Source organism: Rathayibacter sp. AY1C7, assembly GCF_002931865.1.
Taxonomy (GTDB): domain Bacteria; phylum Actinomycetota; class Actinomycetes; order Actinomycetales; family Microbacteriaceae; genus Rathayibacter.
Window position 1 is genome coordinate 1 of sequence record NZ_PSWB01000032.1, and the last position, 15,035, is coordinate 15,035.

Consider the following 15,035-nt stretch of genomic DNA (forward strand, 5'->3'; position numbering starts at 1 on the left):
CCGCCGATCCCCTCACCGGCGAGGACCCGGCCCGCACGCCGCCCCTGCTCCACGACCTCGACGGAGTGGACGTCGACGTCGACATCACCCCTCCCGCGCAGCCCGGCTCCCTCTCGCTCTCCGTCGCCGCCGACGCCGTCGACCTCGCCGAGTCGGGCTCCACCGCCCTCCAGCGCCGGTTCACAGGCGGGCTCCCCACGGTCACCGTCACCGACTCGCGCGTCGGCGCGCAGAACGACTGGTACGTCCTCGCCTCGGCGAGCGCCCTCACCAGCCCGAGCGCCTCGATCGGAGCCGACCACCTCGGCTGGACCCCGCGCCTGATCACCGGCACCGGCGCCATCGCGGGCGATCCGGTCGCCTCCTCCCTCGAGGGCGGCGCGGGCCTGCGGGACGCGCTGCTGCTCGGAGCCGCCGGCGGGGCCGGCACCTGGAGCGCCGACGCCGAGCTGCGGCTGCTGGCCGAGCCGGACGTCGAGGCCGGCTCCTACCGCTCGACGATCACGCTGTCGCTGTTCTCCTAGGCGCGGACCAGCGCAACGGCCGGGGACCGCGCCCCGCGGTCACTCCTGAGCGACCGCGACCGCCACGACGAGCGCGGAGTGGACCGTCGGCTCAGAGACGGCGAAGTAGCGGCTCGAGCCCTCGATCCAGGCCTCGGTCGCGCCCTCCCTGGTGCGGAAGCGGACGGGCTCGTCGCTCGACGTCCCGCGCCCGTCGGCCTTCGCGACCGCCTGCGAGCGCAGATCGGCGAGCACCTGCTCCGCCGTCGTCGCCCCGGACGCCACGCGGTCGCGGACGCTGCGGGCACGCACCGCGTCGATCCCGATGTCGCGTCCGGTCGCCAGCGCCGCGACCACCGCGCCGTCGCAGTGCGCGATGCTGATCCGCATCCGCTCCAGCGCCGGGTGCTCGCCGCGGAGCACCGGGCGGCCGTGCGGTCCGGAGCAGCGCTCGCAGCACGCGTCCACGGCGACCTCGAGGGGATCGATCCCGAGCGTCTCAGCAGCCAGCTCGCGCACGAGGACCCGGCCGAGGAGGAAGCCGTCCCGGACCTCGCGCCGACTCGTCGCCTCGTAGCGCAGGCGCTCGGCGAGGGTGAGCAGGCGCAGCATCCGGTGGCGGGCGGAGTCGAGGACCTCGGGCCGCGCCCAGCGCAGCTGCACGTCGTCGGTGGCGAGGAGGGGGAGTCCGGTCATGCCCCGGACGCTACGCACGCCAGGCGACATCGGCGTGACGGGAGGGTGGCCGGAGGGAGACGGGCCGCTGTTGACTGGGAGGCGTGCAGACCTTCCTCCCCTACCCCGACTTCCACCGCAGCGTCCGCGCCCTCGACGGCAAGCGGCTCGGCAAGCAGCGCGTCGAGACGCTGCAGGTCATGCGGGCGCTGACCGTTCCGGGGTACGGCTGGCAGAACCACCCCGTCACGCGGATGTGGCGGGGCTACCGACCGGCGCTGATGACCTACCAGCGCGAGACCTGCGCGGAGTGGACGGAGCGCGGCTTCGCCGACACGTGCCTCGTGAAGACCGAGGAGGCCCTCGCCGCCGCCCCGGAGGATCTCGCCGCCTACCTGACCGGCGACTACGCGCTCCCGCCGTGGTTCGGCGACGAGCGGCTGCACCTCTCGCACCGCTCGAAGCTCGTGACCAAGGACGAGGACCACTACGGCCCGCTGTTCCCCGGCACGCCGCCGGGGCTCGACTACCTCTGGCCCGTCGGCGCCTGAGCTCAGGCCGCGGGCGGGCGGAGGAACGGGATCGCGATGCGCGGACGGAACACCTCGCGCTGGTTCGCCTTCACCAGTCCGCAGATGATCAGCACGAAGTGCACCAGCCAGAGCACGGCGAACAGCGTGATCGGGATGCCGATCGGGTAGAAGTCCTTCGCGAGCGGGGTGTCGGAGGCGGCGAAGAGCAGCACGACGTGCGCGCCGAGCGTCACGACCCCGATCAGGATCACCGTCAGACCCCAGTTCGCCGCGTTCCGCGCGTTCTCGGCGGCGAGCCCGCCCTTCCTCCGGGCGGAGGGGTACACGGACGCCATGACGATGCCGCCCACGATCAGGCTGAGGAACGGGATCCCGATGAACGCGAGGAAGCCGAGAGCGTACGAGAGGGCGCCCGTGGGCGGTGCGGGGACGGCCTGCGGAGGCGCGACCGGAGCGGCCTCCGGGGTCGTCGCGTCGGCCGGTCGGGGGTCGGAGGAGGGGCTCGCCATGCCGACAGCCTAGGGAACGCCGTCCCCCGGGTGGCGGTCAGGGTCTTTTCAGGCCTCTGGCCGGGCCTTCGTCTTCGGGGGCTCTCGGGTTAGTCTGTCGAGGTTGACCTGCCGCACGGAGCGTGCAGGGCGTCGGCCGCGGTCGTCGCAGCATCCGGGGGGATTCGCGAAGGAGAAGGTTTGGCGTCCGACAGAAGGACCACCGGTGGTGTGGTCAAGGCGATCGTGGGCTTCCTGGGCATGAGCGTCGTGGCCGGAGTCCTCGTGACCGCCACCGTCACCCCGGCCGTGGCGCTCGCCGGAGTCGCCGCGAACCAGTCGATCGGCGTCTTCGACGGCCTGCCCGACTACCTCGAGGTCGACAAGCTCTCCGAGAAGAGCAACATCTACGCGACCGGCTCCGACGGCCCGCAGCTGCTCGCCTCCTTCTACGTCGAGAACCGCGTCGAGGTGCCGCTCGACCGCATCGCCCAGGCCGCCAAGGACGCCGCCGTCTCGGGTGAGGACCCCCGCTTCTACGACCACGGCGGAGTCGACCTCCCCGGCACCCTCCGCGCCGTCGCGCAGACCTACGTGCTCGGCAACGACGTGCAGGGCGGATCCTCGATCACCCAGCAGTACGTGAAGAACGTCCTCGTCGAGAAGGCCGTCCGCAACATCTCGGACGACTCCGAGCGCGCGGCCGCGATCGACGAGGCCACCCGGACCTCCCCCGAGCGCAAGCTCCGCGAGATGAAGCTCGCCATCGGGCTCGAGAAGCAGTACACGAAGGACCAGATCCTCCAGGGCTACCTCAACATCGCGTTCTTCGGAGGCACCACCTACGGCCTCGAGACCGCCGCGAACTACTACTACGCGACCTCGGCCGCGGACCTCTCGATCGCCCAGGCCGCGAGCCTCATCGCGATCGTCAACAACCCGGCCGTCCTGCGGATCGACCAGCCCGACAACCCGGACAACGGCGCCGCGAACGGCTACGCCCGCAACAAGGACCGCCGCGACTACATCATCGGCAAGATGCTCGAGGAGGGGAAGATCTCGCAGGAGGACCACGACGCCGCCGTCGCCACTCCGATCGAGCCCCGCATCACCCAGCCCAGCACCGGCTGCTCGACCGCGGGCAACGCGGGCTTCTTCTGCGACTACGTCACCAACGTCCTGAAGAACAACGAGATCTTCGGCGCCGACGAGGACACCCGCTGGACCAACTTCCGCCGCGGCGGCCTCGACGTCTACACGACGCTCGACGTCGGCCTGCAGGACGCGGCCGTCGCCGCCGTCGACGCGCAGGTCCCGCAGACCTGGAACTTCGACGTCGGAGCCGTCTCCGTCAGCGTCGAGGTCGGATCCGGGCGCGTGCTCGCGATGACGCAGAACAAGAAGTACTCGCAGGATCCGGACGTCCTCACGACCGACCCGTCCTACAGCGCCGTGAACTACAGCACCGATCGGGCCAACGGCGGATCCTCCGGGATCCAGCCGGGCTCGACCTACAAGCTCTTCACCCTGGTGGAGTGGCTGAAGGAGGGCCACAGCATCAACGAGTCGGTCGACGGGACGCGCAAGTCCACCTGGGGCACCTTCACGGACTCCTGCGTCTCCGGCGGCACCGACACGAGCAACGAGACGAGCGCGAAGAACGACGAGGGCGGCACCGGCGAGGTCGGCACCCCGGTGTCCTTCACGAAGACCTCCCTCAACACCGGCTTCGTCGGCATGGCCCGTGAGCTCGACCTGTGCGGCATCCGCGACACCGCGGTCGACATGGGCGTGAAGCAGGGCAGCGGCGAGGAGCTCGAGCACAACCCGTCGTCGGTGCTCGGCACGAACTACGTCTCGCCCCTCTCGATGGCCGGCGCCTTCGCCACCATCGCCTCCGGCGGCACGACCTGCGACCCCGTCGCGATCGACCGCATCACCGACTCCGCCGGAGCCGACCAGCCGGTGCCCCCGGCGAACTGCCGCCAGTCGATCGACCGCAACGTCGCCGCCACCGCGGCCGTCGCGCTGCAGGCGACCTTCACCGGCGGCGGGACGGCCGTGGCCTCCCGCACCGGCGACGGCGTTCCGCTGATCGGCAAGACCGGCACCACCGACGACGCGAAGGCCACCTGGATGACCGGAGCGAGCACCCGCGTCGCGACCGCCGTCGGCGTGTTCAACGTGAAGGGCGACGCGAACCTGCGCCTCGGCCGCTACTCCTTCGACTCCGGATCCGCCGCCACCGCGCGCCACCGCATCTGGCCGGTCGTCATGCGCGCCGCCGACGCGACGTACGGCGGGACGGACTTCCCGGAGGCCGACGGCTCGCTGCAGGTCGTCCCGAAGGTGGACATCCCGGATGTCGTCGGGCTCTCCTCCGCCGACGCCGAGGCCAAGCTCGAGGCGGCCGGCTTCGGCGTCGTGCAGGGCGGCACGGAGGCGAGCGACGCCGCGGTCGGGACGGTCACCCGCGCCGCCCCGTCGGGCTCGGCCCCGCGCGGCACCGCGATCACCGTGTTCACCAGCTCCGGCAACCAGAAGACCGTGCCGAACGTGACGGGCCAGGACCTGGAGGCCGCGAAGAACGCCTTCGGCGCCGCCGGCTTCACGAAGATCACGCTCGCCTGCGCCGAGGACCCGAAGGCGCCCGACGCCGGCCAGGTCACCGGGCAGGAGCCGGCCGGCGGCTCCCCCGTCGCTCCGGACGCCACGCTGAAGGTGACGATCACCGCGAAGAAGTGCCCCTGACCGGCGCCTGACGGCTCGCGAGAACGCGTCCGGCCCGCGAGGATCCTCGGATCCCGCGGGCCGGACGCGTTCCTGTCGGACGACGGCGTCGGAGCCGGGGCTACTGCCCGCGCCCCCGGATCGCGCCGACGATCGCGACGGTCGCGAAGTAGACGATGAGGGCCAGCACGCCGAACGAGGCGAGCGCCCCGCTGGCCTCGGCCCAGGGCCGTCGCTCGTCCGTCATGGTGCCGGGCATGACGATGTCGAGGGCGAACATGCCCACCGCCAGGGCGAAGCAGACGAGGCTCAGCACGAGCAGCGCCCGGACCGCCTTGCCCACGGGGTCGTAGTAGCGCGGGTTCGACATCGTGCCTCCGGTTCTCGTGCTCTCGTGTCTATCCCGCCCGGACCGCTGTGGCAAGCCGTGGGGACGCGAAGACCCCCGCCCCTCCCCCTCCGCGGGCGCCGCTCGCGACGACGGGCGGTGCCGTCGTCACGAGCGGTGTCTCGCGGAAGGAGGAGGGACGGGGGTCGGAGCGGGACCGGCTACGCGGCCAGCGGGAGGGCGGCGGCCGAGGTCACCAGCAGCTCGCCGGCGACGGCGTCGACGCGGACCGCGCCTCCGTCGGAGACCTCGCCGCTGACGAACAGGTCGGCGATCCGGTCGTCGATGGAGCGCTGGACGAGCCGGCGCAGGGGCCGGGCGCCGTACTGCGGCTCGTAGCCGTTCTCGGCGAGCCAGTCGACGGCCGCCTCCGTCACCTCGAGCGTCACCTCGCGGGGAGCGAGGCGGGAGCGCGTGGTGTCGAGGACGATGCCGACGATCTCCCGCAGCTGCTCGCGGCCGAGGCGGCGGAACAGGACGATCTCGTCGATCCGGTTGAGGAACTCGGGGCGCATCGCCTCGCGGAGACGGCCCATGACGCGATCGCGCAGGTCCTTCTCCGAGGCGAAGCCCTCGGCCGACGCGTCGCTCTGAGCGACGAAGCCGAGCGCACCCGACCGCGAGGCCAGGAACTCCGAGCCGAGGTTCGAGGTCATGATGATCACCGTGTTGCGGAAGTCGACCGTCCGCCCCTGGCCGTCGGTCAGACGCCCGTCGTCGAGCACCTGCAGCAGCAGGTTGAACACGTCGGGGTGCGCCTTCTCGATCTCGTCGAAGAGGACCACCGAGTACGGGTTCCGGCGCACGCGCTCGGTCAGCTGACCGGCCTCGTCGTAGCCGACGTACCCGGGAGGGGCGCCGACCAGCCGCGAGACCGTGTGACGCTCGCCGAACTCGCTCATGTCGAAGCGGATGACCGACTGCTCATCGGCGAAGAGGGAGCCCGCGAGGGTGCGCGCCAGCTCCGTCTTGCCGACACCGGTCGGGCCGAGGAAGAGGAACGAGCCGACCGGGCGCGAGGAGTCGCCGAGGCCTGTGCGGCTGCGGCGGACGGCCCGGGCGACCGCGGTGACCGCGTCGTCCTGGCCGATGACCCGCTGGTGCAGCTCGGTCTCGAGGTGCGCGAGGCGCTCGCGCTCCCCCTCTGTGAGCCGCGACACCGGGATGCCGGTGGCGCGGGCAATGACGGCCGCGATCTCGGTCTCGCCGACGACCGCCTCCGCGGGGGCGCTGCCGGTGGCCGCGTCGAGCTCCGCCTGCACGGCGCTGATCTCGTCGCGGACGCGGGACGCCTCCTCGTAGTGCTCGGCCGAGACGGCCGCGTTCTTGTCGGCCTCCAGGGTCGCCAGACGCTCGAGCAGAGCTCCGGTGTCGACGCCGGCTCCGAGGCGGAGGCGGAGGCGCGCGCCGGCCTGGTCGATCAGGTCGATCGCCTTGTCGGGCAGCACGCGGTCGGTGAGGTACCGGGCCGAGAGCTCGACGGAGGCGCGCAGGGCCTCGTCCGTGAAGCGCACGCGGTGGTGCTCCTCGTAGGCGGGGCGCAGGCCGTGCAGGATGGCGACCGCGTCCTCGATGCCGGGCTCGCCGACGCGGACCGGCTGGAAGCGCCGCTCCAGTGCCGGGTCCTTCTCGATGGTGCGGTACTCCTTGAGCGTGGTGGCGCCGACGAGGTGCAGGTCGCCTCGGGCCAGACGCGGCTTGAGGATGTTGCCCGCGTCCATGCCGCCCTCGCCGCCGCCGCCCGCACCGACGACGGTGTGGACCTCGTCGATGAAGACGATCAGCTCGCCGGAGTGCGCCGCGATCTCGTCCATGGTGCCGGTGAGGCGCTCCTCGAAGTCGCCGCGGTAGCGGGTGCCGGCCAGCATGCCGGGGAGGTCGAGCGAGATCACGCGCTTGCCGCGCAGCTGCTCGGGGACCTCCTTCGCCACGATCGCGCGGGCCAGGCCCTCGACGATGGCGGTCTTGCCGACGCCGGCCTCGCCGACGAGCACCGGGTTGTTCTTGGTGCGGCGGCTGAGGATCTCGACGGTCTGCTCGATCTCGTCGGCGCGCCCGATGACCGGGTCGAGCCGGCCCTCGCGGGCGAGAGCGGTGAGGTCGGTGCCGAACTTGTCGAGCAGCGGAGTGTCGGAGGCGGGCTGTCCCGCCTCCTGCTGCTGCGGGGCCTCGGTCTCGCGCATGCCCTGGGTGAGGGCCTCGGCGGTGACGCCGGCGCGGGCGAGGACCTGCCCGGCGGGGGCGTCCTGGCCGAGCACGAGCGCGAAGAAGAGGTGCTCGGGCTCGATGTAGGTCGAGCCGCTGGAGCGGGCGACCTGGTAGGCGTGGAACAGCGCGCGCTGCGCGCTGGGGGTGATGGTGGCTGCGTTCTGCGAGGCGTGGGCCTCGTCGGCCTGCGGGAGGCGCGCCTCCGCGGCGGTGGCGATGGTGGCGGGGTCGACGCCGATGCGGCGCACGGCCTGCGAGACGGTCTCGTCGTCGATGAGCACGCGGAGCACGTGCAGGGCGTCGAGCTCGGTCTGGCCGCGCTCGAGGGCGAAGCGTCCTGCGGACTGCAGGATGTCGCGGGTACGGGCGGTGAGGAATCGGCTGAGGTCGATCGACCGCGCCGCGCGGGCGCGCTCACCGTCGAGGTAGCGGGCGAGGAAGTCGTCGAACGAGCTCGCTCCGGCCTCGCTGTAGTTGTCGGGCACCTGTCCTCCTGAGGAAGTTGAGTCGGTTACGCTCAAGTTCAACGCAGGGGTGCCGTTCCTATTCCCGCCCCTCCCCCGCGAGATGCCGCTTCGGTCCGCGGCACACCGCGGCGGGCGTTCCGACCGGCGTCTCGCGGGGACGGGAAGAGGCACGGACTCCGGGGAGTCCGTGCCTCTCTGCGCCGACGCGCATTTCCTCCGGGGTGGGAGCTCTAGGGGACGAGGTAGCCCGCCGCGCGGAACAGCTCGTACCACTCCGGCCGCGTGAGCGGCAGATCGGAGCCGAGGGCCGCATCGCGCACGCGCTGCTCGTTGGTCGTGCCGAGCACGACCTGCATGCCCGCCGGGTGGCGGGTGATCCAGGCGGTGGCCACGGCGATCGCCGGGACCTCGTAGGTCGCTGCGAGCCGGTCGATGACGGCGTTCAGCTCGGGGTAGGCCGGGTTGTCGAGGAAGACGCCGGTGAAGAACCCCGCCTGGAAGGGCGACCAGGCCTGGACGGTGATGTCGTTCAGGCGGCAGTAGTCGAGGATGCCGGCGTCGCGCATGACGGACTGGTCCTCGCCGACCATGTTGGAGGCGACACCCTGCGCGATCAGCGGCGCATGGGTGATCGAGAGCTGCAGCTGATTCGCCACGATCGGCTGGTTCAGCGACTTCTTCAGCAGCTCGATCTGGTACGGCGTCTGGTTCGAGACGCCGAACTGCTTCACCTTGCCGGACGCGTGCAGCTCGTCGAACGCGCGGGCCACCTCATCGGGCTCGACGAGCGCGTCGGGCCGATGCAGGAGCAGCACGTCGACGTAGTCGGTGCGCAGCGCCTTCAGCGAGCCCTCGACCGAGGCCATCAGGTGCTCGTAGGAGAAGTCGAAGTACGGGCCGTCGCCGACGATGCCCGCCTTGGTCTGCAGCACGATCTGCTCGCGCTCGGAGGAAGTCAGCGCCATCGCCTCGGCGAAGCGCTCCTCGCACTGGTGCAGCTTCTTGCCGTAGACGTCGGCGTGATCGAAGAAGTCGATGCCCGAGTCGCGGGCGGCGCCGACGAGACCGCGGATGGCCTCGTCGGTCATGTCGGGGATGCGCATGAGGCCGAGGACGACGTTCGGGGAGTCGACACCGGAGGTGCCGAGGGGGACGTGCTTCACAGAGTGCTCCTTCGTTGGATGCCTCGTCCACGGTAGGCGCCCCGCCTGGGCGCCGTCCAACAGGGGGTGCTGGTGCGATTCATCCGGTGGAGTGGTGAATCGGCGGAGTGGTCGGCTGGGCGGCGGTGCGCTCCGTGCTCGACGGCTTCCCCCGGGTGCTGATGCGCCTGGCCCTCTGAGGCGCGCACGACGGCCGCTCCGGCCCCGCTCCGCGAGACACCGACGTGCCGCGCGAGGCGCCGCCGACAGGACGGCGCCTCGGCGACAGGGCGGCGCCTCGCCGGGTGCGGTGACCCGGCGCCCGCCCGCCGCCCGGAGACGAGGAACGGCCCCTCACCCGCGAGGGGAGGGGCCGTTCGCCGTGGAGGCCGGGACGTGGTGTCGACGCCTAGAAGTCCCAGTCCTCGTCCTCGGTGTTCACGGCCTTGCCGATCACGTAGGAGGAGCCGGAGCCCGAGAAGAAGTCGTGGTTCTCGTCCGCGTTGGGCGAGAGGGCCGACAGGATCGCGGGGTTCACATCGGTGACCTGCTTGGGGAACATCGGCTCGTAGCCGAGGTTCATCAGCGCCTTGTTCGCGTTGTAGTGCAGGAACTTCTTGACGTCCTCGGTCAGGCCGAGCTGGTCGTAGAGGTCCTGCGTGTACTGCGCCTCGTTGTCGTAGAGCTCGTAGAGCAGCGAGAACGTGTAGTCCTTGATCTCGTCGCGCTTGGCCTGGTCGACCCGCTCGAGTCCCTTCTGGAACTTGTAGCCGATGTAGTAGCCGTGCACGGCCTCGTCGCGGATGATCAGGCGCACGAGGTCGGCCGTGTTGGTGAGCTTGGCGCGCGAGGACCAGTACATCGGCAGGTAGAAGCCCGAGTAGAAGAGGAACGACTCCAGCAGCGTGGAGGCGACCTTCCGCTTCAGCGGGTCGTCGCCGCGGTAGTAGTCCATCACGATGGACGCCTTCTTCTGCAGGTTCGGGTTCTCCATCGACCAGCGGAAGGCCTCGTCGATGTCCTGGGTGTTCGACAGGGTCGAGAACACCGAGGAGTACGACTTGGCGTGGACCGACTCCATGAACGCGATGTTCGTGTAGACGGCCTCCTCGTGAGGCGTGATCGCGTCCGGGATGAGCGAGACGGCGCCGACGGTGCCCTGCACGGTGTCGAGCAGGGTGAGCCCGGTGAACACGCGCATGGTGAGCTGCTGCTCCTGGTGCGTGAGCGTGTTCCACGACTGGATGTCGTTCGACAGCGGGACCTTCTCGGGCAGCCAGAAGTTGCTCGTGAGGCGGTTCCACACCTCGACGTCCTTGTCGTCCTGGATCCGGTTCCAGTTGATCGCCTGGACGGAGTCGACGAGCTTGAGCTTCTCGGGGGGAGTCATGATTCCTTCTCGCTGCTGCGGATGGGTCGTGCGGAGGGGGGTGGGGCTGCGTGCTCTAGAGCATGCACGAGACGCACTGGTCGAGCTCGGTGCCCTCGAGCGCCAGCTGACGGATGCGGATGTAGTAGATCGTCTTGATGCCCTTGCGCCAGGCGTAGATCTGGGCGCGGTTGACGTCGCGGGTGGTCGCCGTGTCCTTGAAGAAGAGCGTGAGCGAGAGGCCCTGGTCGACGTGCTGCGTGGCGGCGGCGTAGGTGTCGATGATCTTCTCGTAGCCGATCTCGTACGCGTCCTGGTAGTACTCCAGGTTGTCGTTCGTCATGAACGGCGCCGGGTAGTAGACGCGGCCGAGCTTGCCCTCCTTGCGGATCTCGATCTTCGACGCGATCGGGTGGATCGAGGACGTCGAGTTGTTGATGTACGAGATCGAGCCGGTCGGCGGGACGGCCTGCAGGTTCTGGTTGTAGATGCCGTGCTCCATGACCGAGGCCTTGAGCGCACGCCAGTCGTCCCGGGTGGGGACCGCGATGCCCGAGTCGGCGAAGAGGCGGGAGACGCGCTCGGTGGCCGGCGCCCACTCCTTCTCCGTGTAGGTGTCGAAGAACTCGCCCGAGGCGTACTTCGAGTCGGCGAAGCCCTCGAAGGTGGTGCCGCGCTCGATGGAGAGGTTGTTGGAGGCGCGCAGGGCGTGGAACAGCACCGAGTAGAAGTAGATGTTGGTGAAGTCGATGCCCTCCTCGGATCCGTAGTGGATCCGCTCGCGGGCGAGGTAGCCGTGCAGGTTCATCTGGCCGAGGCCGATGGCGTGCGACTTGTCGTTGCCGTCCTCGATCGAGCGGACCGAGGTGATGTGCGACTGGTCGGACACCGAGGTGAGGCCGCGGATCGCGGTCTCGATGGTGCGGCCGAAGTCGGGCGAGTCCATCGTCAGCGCGATGTTCAGCGAGCCGAGGTTGCAGGAGATGTCCTTGCCGATCTGCGCGTAGGAGAGGTCCTCGTTGTAGGTCGTCGGAGTGTTGACCTGGAGGATCTCGGAGCAGAGGTTGGACATGTTGATGCGGCCCTTGATCGGGTTCGCCTGGTTCACCGTGTCCTCGAACACGATGTAGGGGTAGCCCGACTCGAACTGGATCTCGGCGATGGTCTGGAAGAACTCGCGCGCCGAGATCTTGGTCTTCTTGATGCGCGGGTCGTCGACCATCTCGCGGTACTTCTCCGAGAGGGAGATGTCGCCGAAGGGGATGCCGTAGACGCGCTCGACGTCATAGGGCGAGAAGAGGTACATGTCCTCGTTGTTCTTCGCGAGCTCGAACGTGATGTCGGGCACGACGACGCCGAGGGAGAGCGTCTTGATGCGGATCTTCTCGTCGGCGTTCTCGCGCTTGGTGTCGAGGAAGCGGAGGATGTCGGGGTGGTGCGCCGAGAGGTACACCGCTCCCGCGCCCTGGCGCGCGCCGAGCTGGTTGGCGTAGCTGAAGCTGTCCTCGAGGAGCTTCATCACGGGGATGATGCCCGAGGACTGGTTCTCGATCTGCTTGATCGGGGCGCCGGCCTCGCGGATGTTCGAGAGCGAGAGGGCGACGCCGCCGCCGCGCTTGGAGAGCTGGAGCGCGGAGTTGATGCCGCGGGCGATCGACTCCATGTTGTCCTCGATGCGCAGCAGGAAGCAGGAGACGAGCTCGCCGCGCTGGGCCTTGCCTGTGTTGAGGAAGGTCGGGGTCGCGGGCTGGAAGCGGCCGGCGACGATCTCCTCGACGAGGGCGGTCGCGAGCGTCTCGTCGCCCTGGGCGAGGCCGAGGGCGGTCATCACGACGCGGTCCTCGAAGCGCTCGAGGTAGCGCTTCCCGTCGAACGTCTTGAGCGTGTACGAGGTGTAGTACTTGAACGCGCCGAGGAAGGTCGCGAAGCGGAACTTCTTCGAGTACGCCAGGTCGTTGAGCTGCTGGATGAACTCGAACGAGTACTGGTCGAGCACGGCCTGCTCGTAGTACTCCTTCTCGACCAGGTAGTCGAGGCGCTCCTTGAGCGTGTGGAAGAACACCGTGTTCTGGTTGACGTGCTGCAGGAAGAACTCGCGAGCGGCCTCGCGGTCCTTGTCGAACTGGATCTCTCCGTTCGGGCCGTAGAGGTTCAGCATCGCGTTGAGCGAGTGGTAGTCCATCTGTGCGGCGTCGCGGGGAGCGTCGATCACTGCTGCGTCCAAAACGTGTCCAATCCTTCGTCGACGGCGCGGACGTCGTCGGGTGTTCCGAATACTTCGAATCGATAGAGGTGCGGCACCTCGCACTTGCGGGCGATGATGTCGCCGGCGAGGCAGTACGCCTCGCCGAAGTTCGTGTTGCCGGCGCCGATGACGCCGCGGATCAGGGAGCGGTTGCACGGATCGTTGAGGAACCGGATGACCTGCTTGGGGACCGCTCCCCCGCCGTTGCCGCCGCCGTAGGTGGGGAGGACGAGCACGTACGGCTCGTGGACGTGGAGCGTGTCGAGGGCGGCTCCGTCGCGGCGGGCGTGGAGCGGGATGCGCTGCGCCGGCCGTCCGAGCTTCTCGATGAACCGGTGCGTGTTCCCCGAGCTGCTGGAGAAGTACACGAGCCCGCTCATCCTCCGGCCCCTCTCCCCGTCAGCTGCTGTTCTCGGTCCCGCCTCCGAGGCGGCTGCGCGGTGAGCCGCAAGGCGGAGGAGGAAGCCGCAGCGGCGCTACGGCACCCGCCGACGACGTCGCGGATCGCCGTCCGTGCGCCTCAGAGGGTCGCGATCTTGTCGGGGCGGAAGCCGGACCAGTGGTCGTCGTCCGTGATGACGACCGGCGCCTGGAGGTAGCCGAGGGCCTTGACGGCCTCGAGGGCCTTCTCGTCCACGGAGAGGTCGAACACCTCGTAGTCGATGCCCTTGCTGTCGAGGGCGCGGTACGTCGCGGTGCACTGGACGCAGGAGGGCTTGGTGTAGACCGTCACAGCCATGGGTGTCGCCTTTCGAAGGGGGTGTCCCGGTGCCGCTCCCCGACCGGCGGCTCGCGATGCGGGCGGGGTCGGAGGGTGGTCCGGGTGAGTTCTGGGTGCCGGTGGGGCTCTCGCTCCGACCTGCTCAGCAATACTACATATAGGGGGCGGGCCGGTGTCAGCCCACTAGACGTAGTAGTTACAGCCGTGTAGTTATCCACCGGTTCCTCCCCCGTTCATCCACAGGTCGGAGCCCGTGGAACCGCGGAAGGACGCGGATCCGGACGAACCATCCACAGGTGTGGACAGAAGGATCCCGTTCACTGTGTACAACGCGCCACGGCGTGTCGGCATGCCCGACCGGTGGGGTCCGCGCGGCGGCTCGACCACAAGATGTGGTGGTCGGATCGCATCGCGGGGCATGCCCGGACGGTACGCCCGACCACCGACACCGCGAACGGTCAGAGGAGCTGCGCGGCCCACTCCCGGGCGACGGCGCGCAGGTGCGGGAGCGGGTCCGCGAGGGCCGCGGACGAGGAGCCCGCCGCCTCCGTCAGCGACACCGCCGCGGTGAAGCCGGGAGTCGGCGCCGCGATCGCCCCGGCGACGAGGAGCGTCCGCGCCCCGGCCGCCTCGGCGAGCGCGAGGACGTGCACCGGGACCTTGCCGGCGGCGGACTGCGCGTCGAAGCGCCCCTCCCCCGTGATGACGACGTCCGCGCCCGCTAGGAGCGCCGGGAGCCCGATCGCCCGTCCGACGGCGCCGGCGCCGGAGGTCGTACGCGCGCCCCAGGCGAGCAGCCCGAAGCCCGTCCCGCCAGCCGCCCCGGAGCCCGGCGCATCGGGATCCGCGTCCAGGTGCGTGGCGAGACGGCGGAGGCCGCTCTCGAGGACGAGGACGTCCTCGGGGCCGGCCCCCTTCTGCGGTCCGAAGACGCGGGCCGCCCCGGAGTCGCCGAGCAGCGGGGTCGCGACGTCGCTGAGCACGACCGCACCTCCGGGCGGCAGAGGACGCAGCGCGCGGAGGTCGGCGGCGGCGATCGCGGGCAGCGCACCGCCTCCCTCGCCGAGGTCGCGGCCGGAGGCGGTGGAGAAGCGTGCGCCGAGCTCGCGGAGCGCTCCGACTCCGCCGTCGGTCGAGGCGCTGCCGCCGATCGCCAGCAGCAGGGCGTGCGCCCCCGCGTCGAGGGCGGCGGCGATCGCGCGGCCGAAGCCGCGCGTGTGCGCGGTGAGCGGTCGGAGCGGGTCGAGCAGCGTGATGCCGCTCGTGGAGGCGAGCTCGACGACGGCTGTCCCGTCGGGGAGCAGCAGCCACCAGGCGCGGACCGGCCGGTCGTCCGGGCCGGGGACGATGACCGGCCGCCGAAGCGACCCCGGGACCGCGAGTGCGAAGGCCTCGACCGTGCCCTCTCCTCCGTCGGCCATCGGCGCGAGGACGATCTCGTCCCCCGGGCGCGCAGCGCTCCAGCCCTCGGCGATCGCCCGCGCGACCTCGACCGCGCTCGCCGACCCCTTGAAGGAGTCGGGCGCGACGACGACCCTCAGCTTGCCCACGCGCTCAGTGTGGCAC

13 protein-coding genes are annotated in these 15,035 nt (G+C 70.4%); 3 read left to right on the forward strand and 10 right to left on the reverse strand.

Annotated elements, in window-relative coordinates; all coding sequences use genetic code 11:
• On the forward strand, positions 1 to 524 hold a 524-nt coding region (locus C5C69_RS17065), incomplete at its 5' end, for a hypothetical protein (RefSeq protein WP_104258222.1).
• A 39-nt stretch (positions 525 to 563) separates the two neighbouring features.
• On the opposite strand, the gene C5C69_RS14670 is transcribed toward C5C69_RS17065, so the two are convergent.
• A complete protein-coding gene (locus C5C69_RS14670; protein ID WP_104234619.1) occupies positions 564 to 1,199 on the reverse strand; it encodes a 4'-phosphopantetheinyl transferase superfamily protein in 636 nt (211 codons plus the stop codon).
• A gap of 83 nt (positions 1,200 to 1,282) precedes the next feature.
• Between C5C69_RS14670 and C5C69_RS14675 the strand changes: the two genes are divergently transcribed.
• Entirely contained in the window at positions 1,283 to 1,729 is a 447-nt protein-coding gene (locus tag C5C69_RS14675) for an MSMEG_6728 family protein (protein ID WP_104234618.1), read from the forward strand.
• A gap of 2 nt (positions 1,730 to 1,731) precedes the next feature.
• On the opposite strand, the gene C5C69_RS14680 is transcribed toward C5C69_RS14675, so the two are convergent.
• Positions 1,732 to 2,220, reverse strand: coding sequence for a DUF4870 domain-containing protein (locus C5C69_RS14680; RefSeq protein ID WP_104234617.1), 489 nt, complete (start codon positions 2,218 to 2,220; stop codon positions 1,732 to 1,734).
• 180 nt (positions 2,221 to 2,400) lie between these two features.
• On the opposite strand from C5C69_RS14680, the gene C5C69_RS14685 reads away from it, so the two are divergent.
• The gene (locus tag C5C69_RS14685; protein ID WP_258065275.1) at positions 2,401 to 4,950 is read left to right on the forward strand and encodes a transglycosylase domain-containing protein; all 2,550 of its coding nucleotides are present in this window, start codon (positions 2,401 to 2,403) and stop codon (positions 4,948 to 4,950) included.
• Between the two features lie 100 nt (positions 4,951 to 5,050).
• Here the strand turns inward: C5C69_RS14685 and C5C69_RS14690 are convergent, their stop codons facing one another.
• From C5C69_RS14690 to C5C69_RS14725, 8 genes are all read right to left on the reverse strand, one after another.
• Complete coding sequence (locus C5C69_RS14690; protein WP_104224361.1) at positions 5,051 to 5,299, reverse strand: hypothetical protein; 249 nt, start codon at positions 5,297 to 5,299, stop codon at positions 5,051 to 5,053.
• 179 nt (positions 5,300 to 5,478) lie between these two features.
• On the reverse strand, positions 5,479 to 8,010 hold the full coding sequence (locus C5C69_RS14695) for an ATP-dependent Clp protease ATP-binding subunit (RefSeq protein WP_104258223.1): 2,532 nt from the start codon (positions 8,008 to 8,010) through the stop codon (positions 5,479 to 5,481).
• 212 nt (positions 8,011 to 8,222) lie between these two features.
• Entirely contained in the window at positions 8,223 to 9,155 is a 933-nt protein-coding gene (locus C5C69_RS14700) for an aldo/keto reductase family oxidoreductase (RefSeq protein WP_258065277.1), read from the reverse strand.
• 388 nt (positions 9,156 to 9,543) lie between these two features.
• Positions 9,544 to 10,524 carry a class 1b ribonucleoside-diphosphate reductase subunit beta gene (gene nrdF, locus C5C69_RS14705; RefSeq protein ID WP_104224358.1) on the reverse strand — a complete coding sequence of 327 codons (981 nt, stop codon included), beginning with the start codon at positions 10,522 to 10,524 and terminating at the stop codon, positions 9,544 to 9,546.
• Between the two features lie 55 nt (positions 10,525 to 10,579).
• A complete protein-coding gene (nrdE, locus tag C5C69_RS14710; RefSeq protein ID WP_104250945.1) occupies positions 10,580 to 12,685 on the reverse strand; it encodes a class 1b ribonucleoside-diphosphate reductase subunit alpha in 2,106 nt (701 codons plus the stop codon).
• Positions 12,686 to 12,711: 26 nt separating this feature from the next.
• Positions 12,712 to 13,128 (reverse strand): class Ib ribonucleoside-diphosphate reductase assembly flavoprotein NrdI, encoded by a 417-nt coding sequence (nrdI, locus tag C5C69_RS14715; RefSeq protein ID WP_104224357.1) that lies wholly within the window; start codon positions 13,126 to 13,128, stop codon positions 12,712 to 12,714.
• 140 nt (positions 13,129 to 13,268) lie between these two features.
• Positions 13,269 to 13,487 carry a glutaredoxin-like protein NrdH gene (gene nrdH, locus C5C69_RS14720; RefSeq protein WP_068255139.1) on the reverse strand — a complete coding sequence of 73 codons (219 nt, stop codon included), beginning with the start codon at positions 13,485 to 13,487 and terminating at the stop codon, positions 13,269 to 13,271.
• Between the two features lie 440 nt (positions 13,488 to 13,927).
• The gene (locus C5C69_RS14725; RefSeq protein ID WP_104258226.1) at positions 13,928 to 15,010 is read right to left on the reverse strand and encodes a glycerate kinase; all 1,083 of its coding nucleotides are present in this window, start codon (positions 15,008 to 15,010) and stop codon (positions 13,928 to 13,930) included.
• Positions 15,011 to 15,035: the final 25 nt, after the last annotated feature.